This window comes from Rhodococcus sp. P4_F5 (assembly GCF_056401315.1).
Genome location: NZ_JBFUJP010000040.1, coordinates 1 through 25930, shown reverse-complemented (window position 1 = coordinate 25930; position 25930 = coordinate 1). Strand labels below are relative to the sequence as shown.

The 25930-nt window shown below is 71.4% G+C and carries 22 protein-coding genes; 13 read left to right on the top strand and 9 right to left on the bottom strand.

Going from position 1 to position 25930, the window contains the following annotated elements; all coding sequences use genetic code 11:
- Window positions 1-7: 7 nt before the first annotated feature.
- Genes AC1DU4_RS16565 through AC1DU4_RS16555 form a run of 3 tightly spaced genes read right to left on the bottom strand, consistent with a single transcriptional unit; the run spans window position 8 to window position 2989 of the window.
- Window positions 8-661 (bottom strand): hypothetical protein, encoded by a 654-nt coding sequence (locus tag AC1DU4_RS16565; protein ID WP_477841578.1) that lies wholly within the window; start codon window positions 659-661, stop codon window positions 8-10.
- 22 nt (window positions 662-683) lie between these two features.
- Window positions 684-2207: a phospho-sugar mutase gene (locus AC1DU4_RS16560; RefSeq protein WP_477841577.1), complete on the bottom strand. Its 1524-nt coding sequence runs from the start codon at window positions 2205-2207 to the stop codon at window positions 684-686.
- Window positions 2204-2989: a purine-nucleoside phosphorylase gene (locus AC1DU4_RS16555; protein ID WP_477841576.1), complete on the bottom strand. Its 786-nt coding sequence runs from the start codon at window positions 2987-2989 to the stop codon at window positions 2204-2206. Before AC1DU4_RS16555 ends, AC1DU4_RS16560 begins: the two co-directional genes overlap by 4 nt.
- A 53-nt stretch (window positions 2990-3042) precedes the next feature.
- Between AC1DU4_RS16555 and AC1DU4_RS16550 the strand changes: the two genes are divergently transcribed.
- The 3 genes from AC1DU4_RS16550 (at window position 3043) to AC1DU4_RS16540 (ending at window position 6135) form a co-directional block, all read left to right on the top strand.
- Window positions 3043-3741, top strand: a complete 699-nt coding sequence (locus tag AC1DU4_RS16550; RefSeq protein WP_477841574.1) for an enoyl-CoA hydratase-related protein — start codon at window positions 3043-3045, stop codon at window positions 3739-3741.
- 61 nt (window positions 3742-3802) lie between these two features.
- Window positions 3803-4978, top strand: a complete 1176-nt coding sequence (locus tag AC1DU4_RS16545) for an amidohydrolase (RefSeq protein ID WP_477841572.1) — start codon at window positions 3803-3805, stop codon at window positions 4976-4978.
- Window positions 4975-6135 carry a M20 family metallopeptidase gene (locus AC1DU4_RS16540; protein WP_072843684.1) on the top strand — a complete coding sequence of 387 codons (1161 nt, stop codon included), beginning with the start codon at window positions 4975-4977 and terminating at the stop codon, window positions 6133-6135. Before AC1DU4_RS16545 ends, AC1DU4_RS16540 begins: the two co-directional genes overlap by 4 nt.
- A 51-nt stretch (window positions 6136-6186) precedes the next feature.
- On the opposite strand, the gene AC1DU4_RS16535 is transcribed toward AC1DU4_RS16540, so the two are convergent.
- Window positions 6187-6660 carry a gamma-glutamylcyclotransferase family protein gene (locus tag AC1DU4_RS16535; RefSeq protein WP_072843683.1) on the bottom strand — a complete coding sequence of 158 codons (474 nt, stop codon included), beginning with the start codon at window positions 6658-6660 and terminating at the stop codon, window positions 6187-6189.
- Between the two features lie 162 nt (window positions 6661-6822).
- Here AC1DU4_RS16535 and AC1DU4_RS16530 point away from each other — a divergent pair, with 162 nt between their 5' ends.
- The 3 genes from AC1DU4_RS16530 to AC1DU4_RS16520 all read left to right on the top strand — a co-directional run bounded on the left by AC1DU4_RS16530 (window position 6823) and on the right by AC1DU4_RS16520 (window position 10620).
- Window positions 6823-8226 carry an NAD(P)H-quinone dehydrogenase gene (locus tag AC1DU4_RS16530; protein ID WP_477841570.1) on the top strand — a complete coding sequence of 468 codons (1404 nt, stop codon included), beginning with the start codon at window positions 6823-6825 and terminating at the stop codon, window positions 8224-8226.
- 187 nt (window positions 8227-8413) lie between these two features.
- Entirely contained in the window at window positions 8414-9589 is a 1176-nt protein-coding gene (locus AC1DU4_RS16525; protein ID WP_477841568.1) for an aminotransferase-like domain-containing protein, read from the top strand.
- A 332-nt stretch (window positions 9590-9921) separates the two neighbouring features.
- Window positions 9922-10620 (top strand): type II toxin-antitoxin system prevent-host-death family antitoxin, encoded by a 699-nt coding sequence (locus AC1DU4_RS16520; RefSeq protein ID WP_477841566.1) that lies wholly within the window; start codon window positions 9922-9924, stop codon window positions 10618-10620.
- 13 nt (window positions 10621-10633) lie between these two features.
- On the opposite strand, the gene glpK is transcribed toward AC1DU4_RS16520, so the two are convergent.
- Window positions 10634-12130, bottom strand: coding sequence for a glycerol kinase GlpK (gene glpK, locus AC1DU4_RS16515; RefSeq protein ID WP_477841564.1), 1497 nt, complete (start codon window positions 12128-12130; stop codon window positions 10634-10636).
- A 55-nt stretch (window positions 12131-12185) separates the two neighbouring features.
- On the opposite strand from glpK, the gene glpD reads away from it, so the two are divergent.
- Window positions 12186-13931, top strand: coding sequence for a glycerol-3-phosphate dehydrogenase (glpD, locus tag AC1DU4_RS16510; protein WP_477841562.1), 1746 nt, complete (start codon window positions 12186-12188; stop codon window positions 13929-13931).
- Between the two features lie 13 nt (window positions 13932-13944).
- Here the strand turns inward: glpD and AC1DU4_RS16505 are convergent, their stop codons facing one another.
- Together AC1DU4_RS16505 and AC1DU4_RS16500 are read right to left on the bottom strand one after the other, a co-directional pair.
- On the bottom strand, window positions 13945-14439 hold the full coding sequence (locus AC1DU4_RS16505) for a hypothetical protein (protein ID WP_477841560.1): 495 nt from the start codon (window positions 14437-14439) through the stop codon (window positions 13945-13947).
- A 283-nt stretch (window positions 14440-14722) separates the two neighbouring features.
- Window positions 14723-15388 carry a TetR family transcriptional regulator gene (locus tag AC1DU4_RS16500; RefSeq protein ID WP_477841558.1) on the bottom strand — a complete coding sequence of 222 codons (666 nt, stop codon included), beginning with the start codon at window positions 15386-15388 and terminating at the stop codon, window positions 14723-14725.
- Between the two features lie 82 nt (window positions 15389-15470).
- Between AC1DU4_RS16500 and AC1DU4_RS16495 the strand changes: the two genes are divergently transcribed.
- The 4 genes from AC1DU4_RS16495 (at window position 15471) to AC1DU4_RS16480 (ending at window position 18708) form a co-directional block, all read left to right on the top strand.
- The gene (locus tag AC1DU4_RS16495; RefSeq protein ID WP_477841556.1) at window positions 15471-16238 is read left to right on the top strand and encodes an SDR family NAD(P)-dependent oxidoreductase; all 768 of its coding nucleotides are present in this window, start codon (window positions 15471-15473) and stop codon (window positions 16236-16238) included.
- A 90-nt stretch (window positions 16239-16328) separates the two neighbouring features.
- Window positions 16329-16913 carry a TetR/AcrR family transcriptional regulator gene (locus AC1DU4_RS16490; protein ID WP_477841554.1) on the top strand — a complete coding sequence of 195 codons (585 nt, stop codon included), beginning with the start codon at window positions 16329-16331 and terminating at the stop codon, window positions 16911-16913.
- 83 nt (window positions 16914-16996) lie between these two features.
- Window positions 16997-17362, top strand: coding sequence for a PadR family transcriptional regulator (locus tag AC1DU4_RS16485; RefSeq protein WP_477841552.1), 366 nt, complete (start codon window positions 16997-16999; stop codon window positions 17360-17362).
- A complete protein-coding gene (locus AC1DU4_RS16480) occupies window positions 17362-18708 on the top strand; it encodes a permease prefix domain 1-containing protein (protein ID WP_477841550.1) in 1347 nt (448 codons plus the stop codon). The genes AC1DU4_RS16485 and AC1DU4_RS16480 overlap by 1 nt, the downstream gene beginning before the upstream one ends.
- A gap of 7 nt (window positions 18709-18715) precedes the next feature.
- On the opposite strand, the gene AC1DU4_RS16475 is transcribed toward AC1DU4_RS16480, so the two are convergent.
- Both AC1DU4_RS16475 and AC1DU4_RS16470 read right to left on the bottom strand, forming a co-directional pair.
- Entirely contained in the window at window positions 18716-19504 is a 789-nt protein-coding gene (locus tag AC1DU4_RS16475; RefSeq protein ID WP_477841548.1) for a DNA-formamidopyrimidine glycosylase family protein, read from the bottom strand.
- A 2-nt stretch (window positions 19505-19506) separates the two neighbouring features.
- Window positions 19507-24045, bottom strand: coding sequence for an ATP-dependent helicase (locus AC1DU4_RS16470; RefSeq protein ID WP_477841545.1), 4539 nt, complete (start codon window positions 24043-24045; stop codon window positions 19507-19509).
- An 81-nt stretch (window positions 24046-24126) separates the two neighbouring features.
- On the opposite strand from AC1DU4_RS16470, the gene AC1DU4_RS16465 reads away from it, so the two are divergent.
- Both AC1DU4_RS16465 and AC1DU4_RS16460 read left to right on the top strand, forming a co-directional pair.
- Window positions 24127-24531, top strand: coding sequence for a DUF7144 family membrane protein (locus AC1DU4_RS16465; RefSeq protein WP_477841543.1), 405 nt, complete (start codon window positions 24127-24129; stop codon window positions 24529-24531).
- 24 nt (window positions 24532-24555) lie between these two features.
- Window positions 24556-25930: alpha/beta hydrolase (locus AC1DU4_RS16460; RefSeq protein ID WP_477841541.1), on the top strand; the 1375-nt coding region annotated here is incomplete at its 3' end.

Sequence of the window (25930 nt, the reverse complement as noted above, 5' to 3'; positions counted from 1 at the left end):
TGGCCGCTCAGCGTGACCAGTACTCGATCGCGGGCTCCTGCGAGAGGGCGTTCCCCCAGCGGCTGACGGTCAGCCCGTTCGGGGACACGAAGTAGGCGTAGCTGCCGGTGCGCGCGACGAAGCCGTCGCCGGCGGCCGCCGCGCCGCCCACCTCGAGCGGGGCGCCGTCGCGCAGTCGCAGCGCCCGGTAGTAGCGACCGCCGTCGTCGGCCTCGCAGATCACCGCGCGCGAATTCTCGGTCCGCACCACGGCCACCGCGGGATGGCCGGACCGGCAACTGGCGGCCGCGAACCCGAGGAAGCCCTGCGCGTCGGTGCCGTCCACCGTGGGTGCCGCGAGGGCGGGGGCGGGCTGTGTCTCGACGGGCGGCGCCGCGACGGGCGGCGCCGGGGGCTCGGCCGGAGGTGCCGGCGGCAGGGGAGCCGCGGGCACCGTGATGTAGACGGTGCTCGGCGGTGCGGCGACGACCGGGGAAACCGCGAGGGTGGCCCGCTCCGGGGCGGGCATCCAGATCATGGCTGCCGCGACGATCCCGGCCGCCGCGAGCAGGCCCACGGCGAACGCCGCGATCAGCATCGGCGCCCTGTGATGCCGGGGCGCGGGCGGATGCGGGGGGTCGGGGTGCACTGCCGCGTCGAGCAGCATCGGGTCCTCGTTCATCGCCACGAAGTGTAGGGACCAGTCACAACCGGAGGGCGACTTCGGTCAGCGCACGCAGGCGGGCGGCGGCGCCGGCGCGGCCGCGCGGCAGGTCGGCGTGGTTCGAGACCGCTTCGACGACCTCGAGATAGCACTTGAGTTTCGGCTCGGTTCCAGACGGGCGCACCACCATCCGGGTGCGGCTGCCCTGCAGCACCACCGCGTCGGTCCGCGCCTGGCCCCGCCGGTCGAGGAGGTCGTCGGCGGTCACCGCGTCGCCGGCCAGTTCGGTCGGTGGTGCCGCCCGGAATCGCTCCATCATCGCGGTGATCTCTTCGAGCCGCTCGACCCGGTGCGAGACCTGCACGGTGGCGTGCACCCCGAACTGCACGGCGAGTGCGTCCAGCCTGTCGAGCAGGGTGTGGCCCCGGACCTTCCAGCCGGCCGCGATGTCGGCGACGACCACCGCCGCGGAGATGCCGTCCTTGTCGCGCACCGCGTCGGGGTCGACGCAGTGCCCGATCGCCTCCTCGTAGGCGTACACCAGGCCAGGCCCCGAGCGCACCAGCCACTTGAACCCGGTCAACGTCTGCGCGAACCGCGCGCCGTGGGCCGCCGCGATCTTCGACAGCAGTTGAGACGACACGATGGTGGTGGCGACGAGGGGGTTCGAGCCGGGGTCCTGCACGCCGATCAGGTACTGGCCCAGCAGGGCGCCGGTCTCGTCGCCGGAGAGCATCCGCCAGCCGTCGGGCCCGGGCACGCCGACCGCGCACCTGTCGGCGTCGGGGTCGAGCGCGATCGCGAGGTCCGCGTCCACCCGCTCCGCCAGCGCGAGCAGCGCATCGGTGGCCCCCGGTTCCTCGGGGTTCGGGAAGTCGACGGTGGGGAAGTCCGGGTCCGGCTCGAATTGTTCTGTGACGGTGTGCAGGTCGGTGTATCCGGCCGCGGTGAGCGCGGCGACCACGGTCTCGCCGCCCACCCCGTGCAACGGCGTCAGCGCGATTCGCAGTCGTCGCGCCGTGCCGCGGGGGAGCGACGCCACCCGGGCGAGGTACTCGGTGAGCAGCGCGTCGTCGGCGGGTTCGACCGGCAGGCGAGGCACCTCCGAAGCGGGACCGATCGACGCGACGGCGCGCTCGATCTCCCGGTCGGCCGGCGAGACCAGTTGCGCCCCGCCGTCGAGGTACACCTTGTACCCGTTGTCCGTCGCCGGGTTGTGCGACGCCGTGATCTGCACCCCGGCCTGCGCGCCGAGGCGACGGACCGCGAAGGCCAGCACCGGTGTGGGCAGCGGCCGGGGCAGCAGGACCACGGAGAAGCCGGCGGCCGCGAGCACCTCCGCCGCGGCCGCTGCGAACTCCGCGGACCCGTGGCGGGCATCGCGCCCGACCACCACGACGCTGCCGCCGAGGCAGCGGCCCTGCAGCCATGCGGCCAGGCCGGCGGTGGTGCGGGTGACGGTCTCGACGTTCATCCCACCGGGCCCGGGGCGAAGCGGGCCGCGCAGCCCGGCGGTGCCGAAGGCCAGCGGGGCCTCGTCGGTCGGTGCGGCCTCGTCGGTCACAGTGCGGCCACCACGGATCGCAGCAGGGCGCCGACCGCCGCCGCGGAGGCGGCGCCCGCCGCGAGCACCTCGGTGTGGTCGAGCGGTTGGCCGGTGATCCCGGCGGCCATGTTGGTCACCAGGGACAGGCCCAGCACCCGGGCGCCGACCGCGCGGGCGGCGATCGTCTCGTGGACCGTCGACATGCCGACCAGGTCCGCACCCAGGGTGCGCAGCATCCGGATCTCGGCGGGCGTCTCGTAGTGCGGTCCGGGCAGGCCCGCGTACACGCCCTCGGTGAGGGAGGGGTCGACGCGGCGGGCCAGCGCCCGCAGGCCGGGGGAGTAGGCGTCGACCATGTTCACGAACTCGGCGCCCGTCAGCGGCGACCGGCCGGTCAGGTTGAGGTGGTCGGCGATCAGCACCGGCTGCCCGACCTCCAGGTCCGGCCGGATCCCGCCGGCGGCATTGGTCAGGATCACCGTGCCCGCGCCCGCCGCGCAGGCGGTGCGCACCGGGTGCACCACCCGGGACAGGTCGTGGCCCTCGTAGGCGTGGGTGCGCCCGAGCAGGAGCAACACGGGGGTGTCGCCGACGCGGACCGAGCGGATCTGGCCGGTGTGCCCGGCCGCGGACGGCGCGGCGAAGCCCGGCAGTTCCGCCATCGGCACCGTGGCGACCGGTTCGCCGAACGCGTCGGCGGCCTCCTGCCAGCCGGATCCGAGCACGATCGCGATGTCGTGCCTCGGGGCTCCGGTGCGTTCGCCGATGACGCGCGCGGCCTGCTGTTCGAGATTGCCCATGACCGGACACAGTACTGACGACACGGGAAGTTACCCGTAGGTAGTATTCGGCCATGCCTTATCTCGAGCGCGACGGTGACGTCTTCATCCTGTACCTCGGCAACGCAGGTCAGACCGACAGCGAGAACCGCTTCCACCCCGACTGGATCGACGCCGTGCACGCCCGCCTCGACGAGGTCGAGGCCCACGAGGGTCCCGCGGCGTTGGTCACCACCGCCACCGGCAAGTTCTTCACCAACGGTCTCGACACCGACTGGCTGTTCGGGAACCTCGACAAGGCGCACTGGTACCTGGACCGGGTCCACACCGTGTTCGCGCGGCTGCTCGAGTTCCCGATGACCACGGTCGCGGCCGTGCAGGGCCACGCCTTCGGCGCCGGCGCCATGCTCGCCACCTCCCACGACCAGCGGGTGATGCGCTCGGACCGCGGCTTCTACTGCCTGCCCGAGGCCAACCTGAACATGGGCTTCACGATCGGTATGAACTCGCTGATGACCACGCAGCTGCCGCGCGCGACCGCGGTGGAGGCGATGACCAGCGCCCGCCGCTACGGCGGACCCGACGCGGTCGTCGGCGGCATCGTCCACGAGGCGGTCGAGGGCGACGGCGTCCTGGCGGCAGCGGTGGCCCGGGCCGCGGCGTCGACCAACGTCCGCGGGGACAACCTGGGGCGCATCAAGGCCGGCATCCACGCGCCGATCCTCACCGCGCTCGCCGTTCCCACCGACGCCGGCAACCTCAAGCTCGGCTGAGCCGTCCGGCCCGGCCGAGTCGTCGGCGCGGCGTGGCGGCGGAGAGTGAGAGACTGACCGTGTGAACTCGGAAGTGGACGATGCGATCGCCTCGGCGAAGACCGACCTGATCGCGCTGTCGCATTCGATCCACGCGGACCCGGAGCTCGCGTTCGAGGAGCACCGCAGCGCCGCGAAGACCGCGGAGTTGCTCGCCCAGCACGGTTTCGAGGTCGAGTCCGGGGTCGCGGGGCTGCCGACCGCCTTCAGCGCCAGTTTCGGCAGCGGCGAGCTCGTGATCGGGATCTGTGCAGAGTACGACGCGCTGCCGGAGATCGGACATGCCTGCGGGCACAACATCATCGCCGCGTCCGCGGTCGGTGCGGGACTGGCGCTCGCGCTGCTCGCGGACCGGCTCGGCATCACCGTGCGAGTGCTCGGCACCCCGGCCGAGGAGAGCGGTGGTGGGAAGGTGCTGATGCTCGAGCGGGGCGTGTTCGACCCGCTCGGGGCGGCGATGATGGTCCATCCCGGACCGGAGGACATCGCCGGCGCCACCTCCCTGGCCATGGCAGATCTCGCCGTCACCTTCAGTGGTCGTGAGTCGCACGCCTCGGCCGCTCCGGAACTGGGCCGCAACGCGGCCGACGCGGCGACGGTCGCCCAGGTCGGCGTCGGGCTGCTCCGCCAGCACCTCTATGCGGGCCAGCAGTTGCACGGCATCGTCAGCGACGGCGGCATCGCGCCGAACATCGTGCCCGCGCACGTGGAGATGCTGTACTACTTGCGGGCCCGCAGCGTCGAGTCGCTGGGCAACCTCAGCGAGCGGGTGCTGGCCTGCTTCGCCGCGGGGGCGCTCGCGGCGGGCTGTACGCACGAGATCCGCACCGTCTCACCGGACTACGCCGAGCTGGTGCCGGATCCCTGGATGGTGCAGGCCTACCGTGAACTGATCGAGGAGATGGGGCGCAGTCCGCTGGCCCCGATGTGGGAAGGGCTGCGTCCGTTGGGAAGTACCGACATGGGAAACGTGACACACGTGCTGCCGGGCATTCACCCGGTGATCGGCCTCGAGTCCGGCGGCGCCGCCACCCACCAGCCTGCCTTCGCGGCGGCCTGCGTGACGGCGTCCGCGGACCTGGCCGTCCTGGACGGCGCACGGGCCCTGGCCGGGACCGCCGTCGCGGTGGCCTCGGACCCGGCGCAGCGACAGCGACTGCTCGAGGGCGTCGAGCGTCGCCGGGCGGGCCGACAGTGAGCGAGTGGCTCGACCGGTGGGTCGCCGAACACGAGACCGACCTGTCGCTGTGGCGCAGGCACATTCATGCCAACCCGGAACTTGCGCGCCGTGAGTTCGCGACCACGGAGTTCGTCGCCACGCGACTGCTCGCGGCCGGGCTGGCCCCGCAGGTGCTGCCCGGCGGCACCGGGCTGACCTGTGATCTGGGTCCGGAGACCGGTCCGCGGATCGCGCTGCGCGCGGACATGGACGCGCTGCCCATGCAGGAGGACACCGGACTGCCGTTCGCGTCCGCGGTGCCCGGCGTCTCGCACGCGTGCGGTCACGACGCGCACACCACCATCCTGCTGGGCGCCGGCCTCGCGCTGGCGCAGGCGCCGGAACTGCCGGTGGGGGTGCGGCTGGTGTTCCAGCCCGCCGAGGAGGTGATGCCGGGCGGCGCGCTCGACGTCATCGCCGCGGGCGCGATGGACGGTGTGTCCAGAATCTTTGCGCTGCACTGCGACCCGCGTCTCGAGGCGGGCAAGGTCGGGGTGCGGCTCGGCGCGATCACCTCGGCCGCGGACACGGTCGAGCTGGTGCTGGACTCGCCGGGCGGACACACCTCCCGGCCGCATCTGACCACCGACCTGGTGTACGCACTGGGCACGGTCATCACCGGCCTGCCGGGCCTGCTGAGCCGGCGGATCGACCCGCGCACGGGCACTGTGATGGTGTGGGGCGCGGTGAGCGCGGGGCAGGCGCCGAACGCCATCCCGCGGTCGGGCCGGTTGGTCGGCACCGTGCGCACCGGCGACCACGAGACGTGGGCGCTGCTCGAGCCGATGGTCCGGGAGATCGTGGACGGGCTGCTCGCGCCGACCGGCGTGCGGTACGAGCTGAACTACCGCCGCGGGGTGCCGCCGGTGGTCAACGACGTGGTGTCCACGCGGATGGTCGAGCAGGCGGTCGCCACGCTGGGCCCCGACGCGCTCTCGGACACCCCGCAGTCCGGCGGCGGCGAGGACTTCTCCTGGTACCTCGAGGAGGTGCCGGGCGCGATGGCGCGGCTCGGTGTCTGGTCCGGGGTCGGTGACTGCCTCGACATCCACCAGCCGACCTTCGACCTGGACGAGCGCGCGCTCGCGGTCGGCGTTCGGGTGCTGGCGAATCTGGTGCTGGCCGACGCCGGGTAGGCGGGGCGGGCGGAGCAGGCGGGCGGGCCGGCGGCCGGTCGGGGCGGGGCGTCAGCCGGAGAAGCCGGGCGTGCCGGGCCCGACGTTGCGGCTGTTGCGGGTGCGCAGGTCGCGGACGTAGTCGGCGGGGGCGCCCGCGATCTCCGCGGCGTCGGCCATCACACCCAGGTAGCGGGCCGAGGGCAGTCCGCCCTCGTAGGCGTCCAGCACGTAGAGCCAGGCGAGTACCGGTTCGCCCCCGGTGTCGACGCGCAGCCGGATCTTGCGGTGCATCCCGAACTCGGAGCCCTCCCACCGGTCGAGGCTGGCCTCGTCCTCGTCGGGGACGTCGTAGAGCACCACGAAGACCTTGGAGTCGGCGTCCTCGACGACCGTCGCGAGGGCGCCCTCCCAGCCGATGTCGCCGCCGCTGAAGGTCAGCCGCCACCCGTGCAGCCAGCCCGTTCCCGCCATCGGCGAGTGCGGGCAGCGTTCGAGCATCTGTTCCGGATGCATGTTGGATCCGTAGGCGGCATAGATCGGCACGACAAAAGCCTAAACCGTCGGATCACCGCCGCGAACCGGACATGGCGGTTTCGTGTGTGCGGCCCCACTCGAACGTGGGCCAGCGTGCGCGGGCGATGCCCGGTGCAATAGCGTGGACTCACCGAAAAAGTGTGTGATGTGCTGCCGAAACATGGAGGACAGATGACCCGGATCGTGATCATTGGTGGCGGGCCGGCCGGCTACGAGGCTGCGTTGGTGGCCGCGCAGCACGGGGCCGGTGTGACGCTGATCGACTCGGACGGACTCGGTGGCGCCTGCGTGCTGTGGGACTGCGTGCCGTCGAAGACCTTCATCGCGTCCACCGGCGTGCGCACCGACATGCGTAAGGCCACCGACCTCGGCATCACCCTCGACATCACCCAGGCGACGATCTCGCTGCCCCAGATCAACTCGCGGGTCAAGTCCCTGGCCCAGGCCCAGTCCTCGGACATCCGGGACCGACTCCAGACCGTGGGGGTGGAACTGCTCGCCGGCACGGCGGAGATCGTCGACTCGGTGATCGGGATGGCCGCACACCAGGTCAAGGCCACTCTCGCGGACGGCAGCGAGCGACTCTTCGACGCCGAGGTGGTGCTCATCGCCACCGGCGCCTCGCCGCGGGTGCTGCCCGGCGCGCAGCCCGACGGCGAGCGGATCCTCAACTGGCGTCAGCTCTACGACCTCGAGGCGCTGCCCGAGCACCTGGTGGTGGTCGGTTCCGGCGTCACGGGCGCCGAGTTCGTTTCCGCGTACACCGAGATGGGCGTGCACGTCACGATGGTCTCGAGTCGTGACCGGGTGCTGCCGCACGAGGACGAGGACGCGGCGCTCGTGCTCGAGGAGGCACTCTCCGAGCGGGGTGTGACGCTGGTCAAGCATGCTCGCGCGGACGTCGTCGAGCGGACCGCGGACGGCGTCGTGGTGCGACTGTCCGACGGGCGCACCGTCGAGGGCAGCCATGCGCTGATGACGGTCGGGTCGACGCCGAACACCTCCGGACTCGGGCTCGAGAAGGTGGGCATCGAACTGGACCGCGGCGGATACCTGCGGGTCGACCGGGTCTCGCGCACCACGGTGTCCGGGATTTACGCGGCGGGCGACTGCACCGGCCTGCTGCCGCTGGCCTCGGTCGCGGCCATGCAGGGACGCATCGCGATGTACCACGCGCTCGGCGAGGGCGTGACGCCGATCAAGCTCAAGACGGTGGCGTCGGCGGTGTTCACCCGGCCGGAGATCGCGACGGTCGGTGTCAGCCAGGCTGTCATCGACGCCGGTGAGGTACCCGCGCGGACGGTGATGCTGCCGCTGAACACCAACCCGCGCGCCAAGATGTCGGGTCTGCGTCGCGGTTTCGTGAAGATCTTCTGCCGCCCGGCCACCGGTGTGGTGATCGGCGGCGTGGTGGTCGCTCCCACCGCCTCCGAGCTGATCCTCCCGCTGACGATCGCGGTGCAGCACAACCTGTCGGTCAACGACCTGGCGCAGACGTTCTCGGTGTACCCGTCGCTGGCGGGGTCGATCACCGAGGCCGCGCGCCAGTTGATGCGCCACGACGACCTCGACTGAGCTCCGAGCGGGACCCCACAAGAGCAATTTGTCTCAAAGCATGAGAATTGATATTCACATGGTGGATATCGCTGTGGAATAGTGGCGGGGTGGCCGGCACGACCGGCCCCTCGCCGCCCCCGCCCCGCAGATCCGGGACGACCAGGTGTTCCTGCCTTGTCCGTGCTGTCTGCCCCCGGGAGTTCCCATGTCGCTCGTGCTCGCCCGACGAATGCGCGCACTGCGCAGTTCCGCCATCCGTGACCTGCTCACCGTGACCGCGCGTCCCGACGTGATCAGTCTTGCCGGAGGCCTTCCGGACCCGGAACTCGTTCCGCGGGAACGGATCCGCGAGTCGGCCGACCGTGCGCTGAGCACCTCGGAGTCGGTGCAGTACACCGAGACCGCGGGCTGGTTCGGGCTGCGCGAGGTGGTGGCCGACAGGGAGAGCATGGCCCGGCCGACCGCGGTGGACCCACAGCGGGTGGTGATCACCCACGGCTCGCAGCAGGCGCTGAGCCTGTTGGCTCAGGTACTGCTCGACCCCGGCGCCACCGTCGTGGTCGAGGAGCCGGCCTACACCGGCGCCCTGCAGGTGTTCCGGACGGCGGAGGCAAGGGTCCTGACCGTGCCGTTGGACGCGGACGGGATGTGCACCGATCGCCTCGAAGAGCTGCTGGCGTCGGGGGAGCGGCCTGTACTCGTGCACACGGTGAGCAACTTCCACAATCCGCGCGGGGTGACCCTGTCCTCGGTCCGCCGTGGCCGGCTCGCCGCGCTGGCCGAGCGTTACGGCTTCTGGGTGATCGAGGACGACCCGTACGGCGAGATCTGGTTTGGCGGACCGCCGCCGGAACCTGTTGCCGCGCATTCGGATCGGGTGATCCGGTTGTCGAGTGTGTCGAAGGTCCTGGCGCCGTCGTTGCGGGTCGGCTGGCTGTGCGCACCGGCCGAGATCTGCGCGGCGGTGGAACTGGTGAAGCAGGGCGCCGACCTGTGCGGCTCGAGCCTGACCCAGCAGGTCGCGGCGGAACTACTGGCCGACGGTCCGTGGCTGGCGGCGCACCTGACGAGGATCCGGGCCGAGTACGGGCTCCGGGCGACCGCCCTCAGCGACGCGGTGGCCGCGCGATTCGGGGACACGGTCGACGCGACCGCCGTCGGCGGCGGGATGTTCAGCTGGCTGGGGTTCCGGGACGGCACCGACACCGGCCGGCTGCTGGCCGCCGCGGTCGAACGCCAGGTCGCCTTCGTGCCGGGCTCCGCGTTCGCGGTCGGCGACGGCCACCGGCACAGCCTCCGCCTGTGTTTCACGACGAACGGCCCGGACACGCTGCGTGAGGCCGTCGCCCGGCTGGGTGACGCGCACGAAGCGCTGACCTGAGCCGCCCGGCGTCGCGAGCGCGCGCCGGAGGGGTCGGTGGGCGGCGGCCGGGGCCGAGAAAACACCATGCGACACCGAACTCGAAAGGTACGACTCGCCGAATCGGTACGACGCGCCGAATCCGTACCGAATCCGCGTTTTGTACGTACTCGGCGTGTCGTACCTTTTCGGATTTCGATCAGTCTGTTGCTCTCGGGCTCTCGGGCTCTCGGGCTCTCGGGCTCTCGGGCTCTCGGGCTCTCGGGCTCTCGGGCTCCCGCTTCGGTGCGGGGCCCCGGCCGGGACCTGATCCGAAGCCCGAACCTGTCGGTGCCCGCTCCTACTATCCCGACATGAAGTCGATGACGGCGACATTCGGGCAGGCACGAGCGGAACTGCGAGACCTGGTCTCGCGGGTGGCCTACGGGGGTCAGCGGATCACGATCACCAGGAACGGGACTCCGGCGGCGGCCCTGGTGTCCATCGAGGATCTCCGGGTGCTCGAGACGATGACCGCGGACGGCGGGCAGGCGACGGCACCCGCGGACCCGGACGAGTCCGTCACGATGCGAGCGAGCCTGCAGGAGGTCTGGGACTCCGTCACGCGGTACTGGCCGGCCGCGAGGTGGTGGCCCGGCTTCGAACTGAACGGGGCCTACGAGCAGGCGAGAATGCCGTGGGATTCCCGTCCGGGGGTCGTCCTGGAGTTCGTCCCGGGCGAGACGGTCCTGATGGTCTGGGGCTGGCGTGAGGACTCGGGCGGCCCGCGCATCGAGGTTCGCTTCGACTTCGAGGTGGTCGGTCCGGCCGGGGACGCCGACGAAGCCGGGAACGCCGACGAAATCGGAAACGCCGACGAAATCGGGTACGCCGACGAAATCGGGTGTGCGCAGGAATCCGGGGACGCCGGCACCGATGAGCGGGTCACGGTGCGGATCACACAGACGGGGCCGGGGCCGGCCGCGGACTACTGGCGCGAGCGACTGCAGACGTGGCGGGCGGAGGTCGAGCGCACTGCCGGGCCTGATCTGGCCCGGCCCCGCCCGGCATAGGCACCGGCCGTCGTCAGTCGACCCAGTCGTAGGTGCGCTCGACCGCCTTGTTCCACTCCCGGTACAGGCGATCGCGTTCGGCGTCCGGCATTGCGGGTGTCCAGGTCTGCCCGACCTCCCAGTTGTTGCGGATGTCGTCCTCCCCGGACCAGAAGCCCACCGCCAACCCGGCCGCGTAGGCGGCACCGAGCGCGGTGGTCTCGTTCACCACCGGCCGGATCACCGGGACGTCGAGGATGTCCGACTGGAACTGCATCAGCGTCTGGTTGAGCACCATGCCGCCGTCCACCTTGAGTTCGGTCAGCGCCACCCCGGAGTCCGCGACGCAGGCCTCGATCACCTCGCGGGTCTGGAACGCGGTGGCCTCGAGCGCGGCCCGCGCGAGGTGCCCCTTGTTGACGAAGCGGGTGAGCCCCACGATCGCACCGCGCGCGTCGGGTCGCCAGCGCGGGGCGAACAACCCGGAGAAGGCCGGCACGAAGTAGGCGCCGCCGTTGTCCGGAACCGTGGTCGCCAGCACCTCGACCTCCTTGGCGGAGTTGATGATTCCGAGGTTGTCGCGCAGCCACTGCACCAGCGACCCGGTGACCGCCACGGAGCCCTCCAGGGCGTACACGGCCGGCGCCGCGCCGATTCGGTAGCAGAGCGTGGTCAGCAGGCCGTGCTCGCTGAACACCGGTGTGGTGCCGGTGTTGAGCAGCAGGAAGTTGCCGGTGCCGTACGTGTTCTTGGCCTCGCCCGGGCGCAGGCAGGCCTGCCCGAACATCGCGGCCTGCTGATCGCCCAGGATTCCCGCGATGGGTACGCCCGCGAGGATCCCGCGCGGGCGGACCTCGCCGTACTTCTCGGAGGAGCTGTGGATCTGCGGCAGCATCGAGGTCGGGATCCGGAGGTCGGCGCAGATCTGCTCGTCCCACGACAGGGTCCGCAGGTCCATCAGCATGGTGCGCGAGGCGTTGGTCACGTCGGTGATGTGCAGCCCGCCGTCGATGCCGCCGGTGAGGTTCCACAGGATCCAGGTGTCCATGGTGCCGAAGCAGAGTTCGCCGGCCTCGGCGCGCTCGCGCACACCCTCGACGTTGTCGAGGATCCAGCGGACCTTCGGTCCGGAGAAGTAGGTCGACAGCGGCAGCCCGACGGTGGGGCGGTAGCGGTCCGCGCCGGCGTCGCCGGCGAGTTCGGTACACAGTTCGTCGGTGCGGGTGTCCTGCCAGACAATGGCGTTGTACACGGGTTTTCCGGTGTTCCGGTCCCAGACGACGGTGGTCTCACGCTGGTTGGTGATGCCCACCGCGGCGATGTCGTGGCGGGTCAGGTCCTTCTTGGAGAGGGCGGCCGCTGTCACCTCCCGGACGGCCTGCCAGATCTCCGTCGGGTCGTGTTCGACCCAGCCGGCGCGCGGGAAGATCTGCTGGTGTTCCTGCTGGGCCGAGGTGACCACCCGGCCTGCGTGATCGAAGATCATGCAGCGGCTCGAGGTGGTGCCCTGGTCTATGGCGGCGACATACACGGCTCGAAACTACTAGCCTGGGTCCGAATCCGCCGTCAACACACAGGAGCCCGCGTTGAGCGCACAGCCGGGAACACAGTTTCTCAGTCCGAGCCAGCGTCAGGAGGCATGGGACCGGCTCGGGTCCGAGCAGTTCGACGTCGTCGTGGTCGGCGGTGGGGTGGTCGGCGCGGGCGTGGCACTCGACGCCGCCACCCGCGGCCTCCGCGTGGCGCTGGTCGAGGCCCGCGACTTCGCGTCCGGGACGTCGTCCCGGTCGTCGAAGATGTTCCACGGCGGCCTGCGTTACCTCGAGCAGCTCGAGTTCGGCCTGGTGCGAGAGGCGTTGCGCGAGCGTGAGCTGTCGTTGACGACGCTGGCCCCGCACCTGGTCAAGCCGCTCGAGTTCCTGTTCCCGCTCACCCACCGGGTGTGGGAGCGGCCCTACATCGCGGCCGGCATCTTCCTGTACGACCAGATGGGCGGCGCCAAGTCGGTACCCGCCCAGAAGCACCTGACCCGATCCGGTGCGCTGCGAATGTCGCCCGGGCTCAAGCGCTCCGCGCTGATCGGCGGTATCCGCTACTTCGACACCGTGGTCGACGACGCCCGGCACACCATGACGGTGGCCCGGACGGCGGCGCACTACGGCGCGGTGGTCCGCACCTCGACGCAGGTGGTCGGCTTCCTCCGTGAGGCGGACCGGGTTTCCGGTGTGCGGGTACGGGATTCGGAGAACGGGCAGGCCACTGAGGTGCGCGGCCACGTGGTGGTCAACGCCACCGGCGTGTGGACCGACGAGATCCAGGCGCTGTCGAACCAGCGCGGGCGGTTCCGGGTGCGGGCGAGCAAGGGTGTGCACATCGTGGTGCCCCGCGACCGGGTGGTCAGCGAGGCGGCGATCATCCTGCGCACCGAGAAGTCGGTGCTGTTCGTGATCCCGTGGGGTGGGCACTGGATCATCGGCACCACCGACACCGACTGGAACCTCGACCTCGCGCATCCGGCCGCCACGAAGGCGGACATCGACTACATCCTCGGCCAGGTGAACAAGGTGCTGGTCACCCCGCTCACCCACGACGACATCGACGGTGTGTACGCGGGGCTGCGGCCGCTGCTGGCGGGGGAGAGCGACGAGACCTCGAAGCTCTCGCGTGAGCACGCGGTGGCACGGGTGGCGCCGGGCCTGGTGGCCATCGCGGGCGGCAAGTACACCACCTACCGGGTGATGGCCGAGGACGCCGTCGACCTGGCCGCCGAGGACGTCCCGGCGCGGGTGGCCTCCTCGATCACCGAGAAGGTGCCGCTGGTCGGCGCGGACGGCTACTTCGCACTGGTGAACCAGACCGTGCAGGTCGGCGAGCAGTACGGGCTGCACCCGTACCGGGTCAAGCACCTGCTCGACCGCTACGGCTCGCTGATCCACGAGGTGCTGGGGCTCGCGGACGAGGCACCCGAACTGCTGGCGCCCATCACCGATGCGCCCGACTACCTCCAGGTGGAGGCCGTGTACGCGGCGGCCGCGGAGGGGGCACTGCATCTCGAGGACATCCTGGCGCGGCGCACCCGCATCTCGATCGAGTACCCGCACCGCGGCGTGAACTGCGCCGAGCAGGTCGCCAACCTGGTGGCGCCGGTGCTGGGCTGGGACGAGGCCACCGTGGACCGGGAGGTCGAGACGTACCGGGCGCGGGTGGAGGCGGAGGTGCATTCTCAGGCCCAGCCCGACGACACGTCGGCGGACGCGCTGCGGGCGGCGGCCCCCGAGGCGCGCGCGGAGATTCTCGAGCCGGTGCGGTCCGTGGCGCAGCCCGGAGAGTAGGTCGTCCGGACTGTCAGTGGGTCAGCAGCAGCTTGACGGCGACGACGACCATCGCGATCAGGGCCAGCCCGATGGAGGCGGCCAGGGTGCCCCGGTTGGGGCGTTCGCCGCGCAGCCGCGTGATGATGTAGGTGATGCCGGCGATGCGGGTGACGACCCAGATCTCGGCGAGCATCAGTGCGGTACGCAGGTCGATCCATCCCAACGCGCCGAGTCCCACCAGCGCGGCGGGGATCACGGCGGAGGTGAGGACCGGCACCGAGTCGCGCAGCTCGGCCAGGCGTTCCATCTTCGTCAGCGGTCGCCCGGAGCGGGTGCTGCGCCCGACGGACTCGGCGAAGGCGTGCGCGATGAAGGTCGACAGCCCGGTGCCGATGATGGTCAGCCCCGCGTGCACCACGCTGGTGTTGTGCAGTGGCACGAGTGCGGCCAGGATCAGCACGTTGCCGTAGACGTATGCGCTGACTCGGCTGGCGTAGTCCTCGGCGGACAGGGGCTTGCGCGGCATGCGTTACAGCTTGGCATGTTCCAGCTCGGGGCACGCGCACAGCCCGGCCCGTCCCGGCCCGTCAGTGCGTGCGCACGACGCTTCGGGGCGCCGAGCGGGCGAGGTGGCCGGAGATCGCCATGACGAGCAGGGCGACGACGGCGAGGGGTGCGGTGAACATCTCGAGCCTTCCCGTGCGGGAGTTTCCCGGACCGGTTCCACCCTGCCGCCTCCACCCGTGACGCACATCGGCGTCAGGTGTGAACTCGCTGAGAATGCGGTGGTCCGTAAGTCGGAGGCCGCGTCATCCCTGAGGCGTACGCACACCCGCAGCCGCGACGCCGGCGGTCAGGGTGCGGATGCACCGGACGGCGATGTCCGCGGGGCTCGGTCCGGCCTCCTCGCCTGCGGCGGTGTCGCCGGTCCCGGCCCAGGTCTGGACGGCCAGGCGCATCGCGGTGTTGCCCGCCACCGCGAGCAGTCGGACCTCGAGCGGGTCCGCGCCGGGGCCGAGTCGCTCGCCGAGCACCGACACCAGCGCCTCCTCGGTGTCGTGCACCACCCGGAACCACACCGACTCGAGGGCTGGGTCGCCCGGCACGGCGCGCAGCAGCGCGCGGGTCAGGCGCAGCGCGCCCACGCCGAACCGGTCGGTGCGGGTCAGGGTGCGACGGGCGGACGACTCGAGTGCCGCGACGGCAGTGAGCTCGCGGGGAGCGGCCGCCAGGTCGGCGATCCAGCCGCTGACGCCGCCGGCGAGCAGCGGCGTGACCGCCTCCTCCTTCGTGCGGAAGTAGCGGTAGAACGTGCGCAGCCCGATGCCCGCAGCGGCCGCGATCTCGTCCGCGGTGACCGCCGCGGTGCCACGCTCGGCGAACAGACCGGCGGCGCAGCGGGCGATCTCCAGCTGGGTCTGGGCCTTGCGCCGCTCGGTGAGTGAGCGGGGGACTTGCGCTGTGGGGTCCGCCATGCGCACCATCATGGCACGTTGTGCCATCTTGGCGTAGCTTGCAGTCAAGGGCATGTTGACCACACGAGAAGGAGTGCAGGACATGAATCGTTTCGAAGGCCGCAAGGTGCTGATCACCGGTGCCGGCTCGGGCATCGGGCAGGCGACGGTCGCCCGGATCCTCGCCGAGGGCGGCATCGTCGCCGCCGCGGACGTGTCCGAGGACGGGCTGGCCCTCACCCGTCAGCGCGCCGAGGAGGCGGGCGTCGCGGACCGGCTGAGCACGGTCGTCGCGGACATCTCCGACGAGAACTCGGTGCGGGACGCGCTCGGTGGCGCGATCGCCGAGCTCGGCGGCCTGCAGGTGCTCGTCAACGCCGCCGGCATCCTGCGGTCCTCGCACACCGCGGAGACCACGCTGGACTTCTGGAACACCATGATCGGGGTCAACCTGACCGGCACCTTCCTGGTCACGCGGCAGGCGCTGCCCGCGCTGCTCGAGTCCGGCAAGGGCGTTGTGGTGAACTTCAGCTCCACCTCCGCGTCCTTCGCGCACCCGTACATGGCGGCCTACGCGGCCACCAAGGGCGGCATCCGGTCCTTCACCCACGCCATCGCCCTCGAGTACGCCAAGCAGGGTCTGCGCGCGGTCGCCGTGGAGCCCGGCTCCATCGCCTCGGGCATGACCAGCAACCCGGGATTCCCGGAGGAGGGCGTCGACCCGAGCCTGATCGGCAAGCTGTACCCGTGGATCGGCGAGGGCTTCGCGCCGCCGGAGGACGTCGCCGGTGTGATCGCGATGCTCGCCTCCGATGACGGAAAGTTCGTCACCGGCACCGAGATCCGGATCGACGGCGGCACCCACATGTGACGCAGGCGCCTTCGGCGCTCGTGCGCGGTTGACGGGTCTGTGGACCCGTCAACCGCGCACGAGCAGCGGAGCTGCCTAGACTTTGCGGCGATGACCAGTGACCGCCCCGGCCTCGACCAGCGCCGCCTGCAGCGACGGACGCGGCTGCTCGAGGTCGGGGTGGATCTGCTCGGCGCCGGTGACGGTCCGGCCGTGAGCGTTCGCGCCGCCTGCCGGGCGGCCGGCGTCACCGAGCGCTACTTCTACGAGAGCTTCGCCGACCGCGACACCTACATCCGAGAGGTGTACGCGGAGGTCGGCGAGCGGGCCCGTGCCGCCCTGGTGACCGCGGTTTCCGGCGCCGAGACCCCGACGGAGACCGCCGAACTCGCGGTGCGCGCGTTCGTGGCCCTCGTCCTCGACCACCCCGAAGCCGGCCGGGTTCTGCTGCTGGCGCCGCTGCGGGACCCCGCGCTGGGCGGACGCGGCCTGGAGTTGGCCCCGAGTTTCGTTGTGCTGGTCCAGGATCAGCTGCGCGGCGTTGCCGATCCCGACGAACGCGCCCTGCGGGCGGTCGGTCTCGTCGGCGCCCTGACGAGCCTGTTCATCGGCTACCTCGACGGCACCGTCACCGTGCCCCGGGAGCGGCTGATCCGGCACTGCCTCGATCTGCTCGACCGAGCGGCCCGCCCGTGACCGACGTCGGTTCGTCTGTTCCTGCCTCCCATACCTAGAACTGCTAGGGTTCATGGCTAGCAGATCTAGGTATGGGAGGTGCTGTGCACATCGACAAGGATCTGGTGGCTGCCTCGGCGACGCTGCTCGTGCTGGGCATCCTGGTGGACGGCGAGTCGTACGGGTACGCCATCCTCAAGCGGGTCCACGACCTGTCCAAGGGACAGATCCAGTGGACGGACGGGATGCTGTACCCGCTGCTGCACCGCCTGGAGCGGTCCGGGTACGTCTCGGCGTCGTGGGGAACCTCGGACGCCGGGCGCCGGCGCAAGCACTACGCGATCACCGAGGCGGGCCGTGCGGTGCTCGCCGAGCGGCGCGGCCAGTGGGACGTCGTCGCGGACGCGCTGAACCAGGTGTGGCGCAGTGCGCAGTTGCCGCCGACCGCCGTCGCGCAGGGGTGGTCGTGATGGCCGACGCCGCACTGGAGTCCCAGATCGGCCAGTGGCGCGGCTACGTCGAACGGCATCGCGTGATCTCGTCCGCGGACGTCGACGAGATGGAAGACCATCTGCGCGACCGGATCTCGGACCTCGCCGCCGCCGGACTGGCCGACGACGAGGCCTTCCTCGTCGCGGTCAAACGGATGGGCAGTGTGGACGCCATCTCCCGCGAGTTCGCCCGGGAGCATTCCGAACGGCTCTGGAAGCAGTTGGTGCTCGTCCAGGCGGAGACCGGCACGAGCACGCACCCGCCCCGTCGTGAACTGTTCGTCGTTCTCGCACTCGCCCTCTGTGCGGGTGCCACCCTCGAGCTGGCGCGGTGGGCGGAACTGGACGACAACGTCTTCGCGCGCAACGTCAGCGTGTTCATCCTGCCCTTCCTCGCGGGCTACTTCGCGTGGAAGCGCCGGGTGACCACCCGGGTCGCGGCCGCGCTCGCGGTGCCGTTCGCGGGGGCCGCACTGGTGCTGAATCTCTTTCCGTTCGATCCGGAGGGATCGACCGAGATCATCGCCGCGATCCACGTACCGGTAGTGCTGTGGTTCGCCGTCGGACTGGCGTACGTCGGCGGCGACTGGCGCTCCGACCGCAGACGGATGGACTTCATCCGGTTCACCGGCGAATGGGTCGTGTACCTGACTCTCCTCGCGCTCGGCGGCGGCGTCCTCATCGGGCTGACGGTCGGCGCGTTCACCTCGCTCGGCACCGACATGGAGTGGGTGATCGAGGACTGGGTGCTGCCGTTCGGCGCGGCCGGTGCCGTCATCGTCGCGGCGTGGCTCGTAGAGGCGAAGCAGAGCGTGGTGGAGAACATCGCGCCCGTCCTGACCCGCGTGTTCACGCCGATCACGATCGTGATGCTGCTCGTCCTGCTCGCCGCGTTCGCGGTGGACGGCAACGTCGGTGACGTCGACCGGAACCTGCTGATCCTGATGGATCTGATCCTCGTGGTCGTGCTGGGACTGGTGCTGTACGCGACGTCGGCGCGGGACCCGCTGGCGCCGCCGGACCTGTTCGACCGACTCCAGTTGGTCCTCGTCGTCAGTGCGCTGGCAGTCGACCTGATGATGTTGGCGGCGATGCTGACCCGGATCGCGGAGTTCGGTTTCACACCGAACAAGGTGGTCGCGCTGGGACTGAACCTCGTCCTGCTCGTGAACCTCGTGTGGTCGGCCCGCCTGTTGCTCGGATTCGTCCGCGGCCGAAGCGGATTCGAGGCGACCGAACGCTGGCAGACCCGCTACCTGCCCGTCTTCGGGGCGTGGGCGGCACTGGTCGTCCTGCTGGTGCCACCGCTCTTCGACTTCGTGTGAGCGCGGGTCAGGTCCGGGCGGGCTGACAGCGCGCGCACCAGAAGATCTGCCGCTCCGGCGCCGCGTCGTCGCCGAGGGGTCCCGACTCGACCAGGGTGCCGCAGCGCAGGCACGGCCTGCCGGCCCGGCCGTACACCCACGTGGTCCGGCCGCGGCGACGGTCGCCGGTGGTGACGCGGACGGTGCGGTCCCGGTTCGCCACCAGCAGCCGGTGCGCGAGCTCGGCCCAATCGAGGAGTTCGCCCGCGGCGGCCACCGGGGTCGCCGGGTGCACTCCGCGCAGGAAGCACAGCTCGTTGCGGTAGACGTTGCCGACACCGGCCATCACGCGCTGGTCCAGCAGGGCCAGGCCGATCGGGCGGCCGGGGTCCGCTGCCAGGTTCGCCGCGGCGCGGCCGGCGTCCCAGTCGGGGCCGAGCAGGTCCGGGCCGAGGTGCCCGACCACGCCGGCCTCGTCGGCCCGGGGGACGACCTCGACGATCCCGAGCTGGAATCCGACCGCCAGAAAATCGTCGGTGCCCAGCAGGACCCGGGCCTGCCAGCCGGGCCGTCGCCACCGCGTGCCCGCCGGGTAGACGTGCCACGCGCCCTCCATCTTCAGGTGGGTGTGCACCGTGCTCTCGCCGATCCGGATCAACAGGTGCTTGCCGCGGCTGAGCACCTCCTCGACCGGTCCCGGCGTCAGGTCCACCGTCGCGTACCGCGGCACCCGGAAGTCGCTGACCGTCAGCGCCTTCCCAGCCAGCGCGGTGCGCAGCCGGGCCGCGGCCTGCCAGACGGTGTCACCTTCGGGCACGGTCAGCCCCGCGCGTAGGAGGTCCGTTTGCGCAGCCCGCGCGGGGTGGCGGAGAACCCGGCCTCGACCAGGGCGGGGGAGAGCCCGCTGGTGTGCACCGACTCGCCGTCCACCTTCTCGATGACGATCTTCTCGACGCCGCCCCCGTCCACCAGGTCGGCCAGCGCGATCGCGGCGGTGTGCAGGTCACCGGGGTCCGCGGTGAAGGTGAGCATCGTCTTGCCGCCCCGCTCGACGTACAGCGCGAGCTCGCCGCCGACCAACACGACCAGGGCGCCCGCCTTGCGTCCTGGCCGGTGCCCGCCGTCGACGGTGGGCCAGGGCAGCGCCGCGCCGAACGGGTTCGCCGGGTCCGTCGACGCCAGCGCCACGGCGGTGCGCGCAGGCTCGGCGACCGCGCCGTCGCCGTATCCGCGCAGTCGGTCCACCACCTCGGAGGTCGAGAACTGGGCGGCGCCGAGGGTGTTCACGAAGTAGCCGCGGCGGCACCGGCCGCTGTCCTCGAACCCGCGCAGCACCTTGTACATCAGGGCGAAGCCGCCGGGCACGGACTCGGCCACGACCGAACCCCGGGTGAGGACCCCGTACCGCTCGAGCAGCAGGTCGGCGCGGGCGTGGGCCCGGACGGTCGGGTCGGCCTCGAGCTCCGGCAGGATCGACCAGCGTCCGGCCACCGTCGGGGGTCCGGTCCGGGTGGGCAGCGTGGGTCGCGCGAGCGCGCGGTATGGGCGGGCCCGTGGGGTTCGGCGCGGCGCCCGGTGGCTGGGGGTGGACCGGGTGGTGCCCGACATCAGCGCGCGCAGCGGGGCGAACGAGTCGCCGCTCACGTGTCCCGACCACACCAGTTCCCACAGCGTGGCCACGAGGGACTCGTCGTCCGTGGACCCGACCTGATCGGCGAGGTTTCGGAAGAAGAAGGCGCCGCCCGAGCCGAGCACGTCGAGAATCGCGCGGGCCTGCTCGGACAGCTGGGTGGAGTCCGCCGGCGTCAGTGTCAGCGGCGCCGCGTCGGCGGGATGCAGGCACACCCAGCCGTCGCTGCCGGAGATCTGCCCCGCGCCCGACCACAGCACCTCGCCGGTGGTGGTGAGCTCGTCGAGCATCGCCGGCTGGTAGTCGCGCACCCGCGACCGCAGCACCGTCGACTCCCAGGCCGAGGCCGGGATCGGGACGCCCGCAAGCTGTTCGATCACGGCCGCGACGCCGTCGATACCGCGCAGGCCGCCGCCCACGTGCTGCCAGTCGGGCAGGAAGCGGCCCAGCGCCGCCGGTTCGACCGGCTCGACGTCCCGCCGCGCGGCGGCCAGCGAGCGGCGCCGCAGCCGGCGCAGCACCTCGGCGTCACACCACTCGCTGCCCGATTCCGCGGGCCGGAACTCGCCCTCGACGACGCGCTTGTCGACGGCGAGGCGGCGCAGCACGTCCCGCACGACGGAGGTGCCGAGTCCGAACCGGGCGGCGGCGTCGGCGAGCGCGAAGGGGCCGTGGCTGCGCGCGTACCGGCCGACCAGGTCGCCGAGCGGGTCCAGGGCCGGCTCGATGAACGCGGCGGGCGTCCCGATCGGCAGCGGCACCCCGAGGGCGTCGCGCATCCGGCTGGCGTCCTCGATCGCCACCCACCACCGGCGGCCCGCGAAGGCGACCCGCATGACGCGTTTGCGGGCTTCCAGTTCGGCCAGCCACTCCCGCGGCTCGGCGACAGCCCGCGCCGCGATCTCCTCCGTGGTCAGGGGCCCGAGCAGGCGCAGCAGGTCGGCCACGCCCTCCGCGTCCCTCGCCTTGCGGTCGGGGACCAGGCGCTGCAGTTCGCGTTCGGTGAGGTCGATGACGTCCGCGTCGAGCAGTTCACGCAGCTCCACCCGGCCGAGCAGTTCGGCGAGCAGGGTCGAGTCCAGCGACAGTGCGGCGGCGCGGCGTTCGGCGAGCGGGCTGTCTCCCTCGTACATGAACGCGCCGACGTAGTCGAAGAGCAGCGCGCCGGCGAACGGGGAGGGCGAGGCGGTCTCCACCTCGACCAGCCGGATCTGCTTGCGGCCGACGGCGTCGAACAGCCGGGTCAGCGAGGGCAGGTCGTACACGTCCTGCAGGCATTCGCGCACCGTCTCGAGCAGGATCGGGAAGGTCGGGAACTTGCGGGCCACGTCGAGCAGCTGCGCGGACCGCTGTCGCTGCTGCCACAGCGGCGCCCGCTTGCCGGGGTTGCGACGCGGCAGCAACAGGGCACGGGCCGCGCACTCGCGGAACCGGGACGCGAACAGGGCGGAGTGGCCGACCTGTTCGGTGACGATGTCCTCGATCTCGTCGCGGTCGAAGACGAACAGGTCCACGCCGGGCGGCGCGTCCTCGGTGTCCGGCAGCCGGACGATGATGCCGTCGTCGGATGCCGTTGGCGTGGAGTCGATCCCGTAGCGATCCTGCAGTCGGGCGCCGACCGCCAGTGCCCACGGTGCGTGCACCGGCAGCCCGTACGGCGAGTGCAGCACCAGTCGCCAGTCGCCGAGCTCGTCACGGAACCGCTCCAGCACCAGGGTCCGGTCCGTGGGCACCTGGCCGGTCGCGGTCCGTTGCTCCTCGACCAGCGCCAGCAGATTGGTGGTGGCGTTGGTGTCCAGGCCCTGGTCGGTGAGGCGGGTGCGCAGGTCGGCGGCGTCGCCGAGCGACATCTCGCGCAGGAACTCGCCGAGCGCGGCACCGAGTTCGGCGGGTCGGCCGAGGCCGTCGCCGTGCCAGAACGGAAGCCGGCCGGGCAGTCCGTACGCGGGGCTGACCAGGACCCGGTCGTGAGTGATCTCCTCGATCCGCCAGCTGGTGGCGCCGAGCGCGAAGACGTCGCCGACGCGGGACTCGTAGACCATCTCCTCGTCGAGTTCGCCGACCCTGGACTGTTTCTCGCCGACCATGTAGACGGTGAACAGGCCGCGGTCCGGGATGGCGCCGCCCGAGGTGACGGCGAGGCGCTGCGAGCCGGGCCTGCCGGTGAGCACGTCGGCGTCACGGTCCCACACCAGCCGCGGGCGCAACTCGGCGAACTCGTCGGAGGGGTACCGACCCGCGAGCAGGTCGAGGGTGGCGTCGAAGGCCGAGCGCGGCAGGGCGGCGAAACTCCCGGTGCGCCGGACCACGTCGAACCAGACGCCCGCGTCGAGCGGGTCGAGCGCGCAGGCGGCGACGGTGTGCTGGGCGAGGATGTCGAGCGGGTTGGCCGGCACCGCGAGCGACTCGATCTTGCCCGCGGTCATCCGCTCGACGGTGACCGCGCAGTGGATCAGGTCGGTCCGGTGCTTGGGGAAGAGCACCCCGCGGGAGATCTCGCCGACCTGGTGCCCGGCCCGGCCGACCCGCTGCAGTCCGCTGGCCACCGAGGGCGGCGCCTCGACCTGCACGACCAGGTCGACCGCGCCCATGTCGATGCCGAGTTCGAGGCTGCTGGTCGCGACCACGCAGCGCAGTCGCCCCGACTTGAGGTCGTCCTCGATGATCGCCCGCTGGTCCTTGCTCACCGAGCCGTGGTGGGCGCGGGCCAGCAGCGGGTCCGCGCCGTGGTTCACCTCGGTGGGGGCGCCGATCTGCGCCGCGGGCCGGTGGACGGTGTCGACGGGGGCGCCGAGCCGCTCGGCGTAGACCTCGTTGAGCCGGGCGGTGAGCCGCTCGGCGAGTCGGCGCGAGTTCGCGAACACGATCGACGAGGAGTGATCCAGGACCAGGTCGACGATCTGTTCCTCCACGTGCGGCCAGATCGAGCCCTGTTGTGGCGCAGGAGAGTTCGAGTCGTCGGATGCTGCCGTGACCCCGAGCTCCGTCATGTCCTCGACCGGTACCCGCACCGTCAGGTCGAAGGTCTTCGGTGCGGGCGGGCACACGATGTGTACCGGCGCCGCGCCGGCCAGGAACCGCGCGACCTCCTCGTGCGGCCGGACGGTGGCGGAGAGCCCGATTCGCTGGGCGGGACGCTCGAGCAGCATGTCGAGCCGTTCGAGCGAGAGAGCGAGATGCGCACCGCGTTTGGTCGCCGCGACGGCGTGCACCTCGTCGACGATGACGGTCCGCACGGTGGCGAGCGATTCGCGGGCCGCCGAGGTGAGCATCAGGAACAGCGACTCGGGGGTGGTGATGAGGATGTCGGGGGGTGTGCGGACCAGGGCGCGGCGGTCCGCGGGCGTGGTGTCGCCGGAGCGGACGCCGACGGTGATCTCCGGCGGCGCCAGCCCGAGTCGCTTCGCGGTCTGGGTGATCCCGACCAGCGGTGCGCGCAGGTTGCGTTCGACGTCGACAGCGAGGGCCTTGAGCGGCGAGATGTACAGGACCGTGGTGCCCGGTGGACGCTTCTCGTCGTGCGGACGGGTGGCCAGCTGGTCGAGTGCCCACAGGAAGGCGGAGAGGGTCTTTCCGGATCCGGTCGGGGCCACGACCAGTGCATGTGAGCCGTCCGCGATCGCCTCCCAGGCCCCCAGTTGGGCGGCGGTGGGTGCGGGAAAGGCGCCGGCGAACCACTCCCGGGTGGGGGCGGAGAACCTGCCGAGCACCGTGTCCATGGTGTCCATAGTGCCTCGGCCCACCGACACGGGCGGATGGGCGCACACTGAGGGGGCGCAGCGCTTCCGAGTCCGGAGAGGTGAACCGTCGTGTCCGATCAGTTGAGCCACAAACAGCATGTCGCGGCCGGCACGTCGATCGGGGCCGCGGTCCTCTTCGTCACCGTCGGTATCCTCCAGGTTCTTCAGGGGATCGCCGCGGTCGCCGGCGACGAGGTCTTCGCCGTCGGTGCCGACTACACCTACGAGTTCGACCTGACGGTGTGGGGCTGGATCCACCTCGTGCTCGGTGTGCTGATCGCGCTGGTGGGGGTCGCCCTGCTCAGCGGCGGCATCTGGGCGCGGACGCTGGCCGTCGTCATCGCGGCACTGTCGATTGTCGTCAACTTCCTGTGGCTGCCCTACCACCCGGTGTGGGCCAGCGTGATCATCGCGATCGATGCCGTCGTCATCTGGGCGATATGGACGTGGATTCCGAGCTCCGGCTGGGAGTAGCCGTAGCGGTAGGCGGAGGTTGCCATGGAGCAGAAGGTCCTGGATTCGCCCGGCGGTCCGTCCGCCGCCGGAGTCGACGACGGTGCGCCGCCCGAGTCCGGCGAGCGCCGGAAGCTGCTGTACGCCACCCTTCCCGGTTGCTGGGGTGCACTCGTCTTCGCCTGTCTGTCGTTCACCCCGTCGCTGCTTCCGCGTGGGGGCGTGCTGCAGGGAGTGGTCTGTGGAATCACCGCCGCGATCGGGTACGGGCTGGGAGTGTTCGCGGCCTTCGTGTGGCGGGCGTTCGCCGACCGGTCTCTGCGGCGTCCGGGGCGCCGGCCCTGGCTGGTCTTCCTCGTCAGTGCGGTGGTGCTGTTCGCCGTCTCGTTCGGCGTAGGGCAGTACTGGCAGCACCAGATCCGCGCGTTGATGGGAGTCACCGAGTACAACATCCCGCTCGTGGTCCTCGCGCCCGTCGTCGCGGCGGTGGTGTTCTGTCTCCTCCTGGCGATCGGACGCGGCATCCGCGGCCTGTACCGTGCGAGCGCGAGGCTGCTCAACCGGTGGATCGGGCGGCGGGCCGCGGGGGTGGTCGGCTGGTTTCTCATCGCGGGGCTGGTCTACGCGGTGGTCTCGGGAGTACTGCTCGGCGGTCTCGTCGGCATCGCCAACGAGGCCTTCTCGTTGCGCGACACGATGACTCCGGAGGGTGCGGCGCAGCCGGCCACCAGCCTGCGGTCGGGTGGCCCGGGATCGGTGGTGCCGTGGGATTCGCTGGGATGGCAGGGGCGCAGCTTCATCGGCGACGGCCCGTCCACCGACCAGATCGGCCAGTTCGTCGACCGCCCGGCCCTGGAACCGATTCGCACCTACGCCGGTCTGGCGTCGTCGGCGGACTCCGAGTCCCGGGCGGCGTTGGCGGTAGAGGACCTCAGCCGGGCCGGAGGTTTCCAGCGCGGCAACCTGCTCGTGGTCACCACGACCGGGAGCGGCTGGGTGGACCCGGCCCTGGTGGACAGCTTCGAGTACCTCACCGGCGGCGACGCGGCGACCGTGGCGATCCAGTACTCGTACCTGCCGTCGTGGATTTCCTACCTGGTCGACCAGTCGAAGGCACGGGAAGCCGGGCGCGACCTGTTCGACGCGGTCTACGACGTGTGGTCGAAGCTGCCGCCGGACAACCGTCCCCAGCTGTTCGTCGCCGGGGAGAGCCTGGGCTCGTTCGGCGGCGAGACCGCCTTCAGCGGTGAGTACGACCTGCGCAACCGCACCTCGGGAACGTTGTTCGCCGGCCCTCCCAACTTCAACACGCTGTTCCGTGAGTTCAGCGACCGGCGGGAGCCGGGGAGCCCGGAAGTCGAGCCGGTCTACAAGAACGGGCGGACGGTGCGGTTCAGCAACGACCCCGATGCCGGAATTC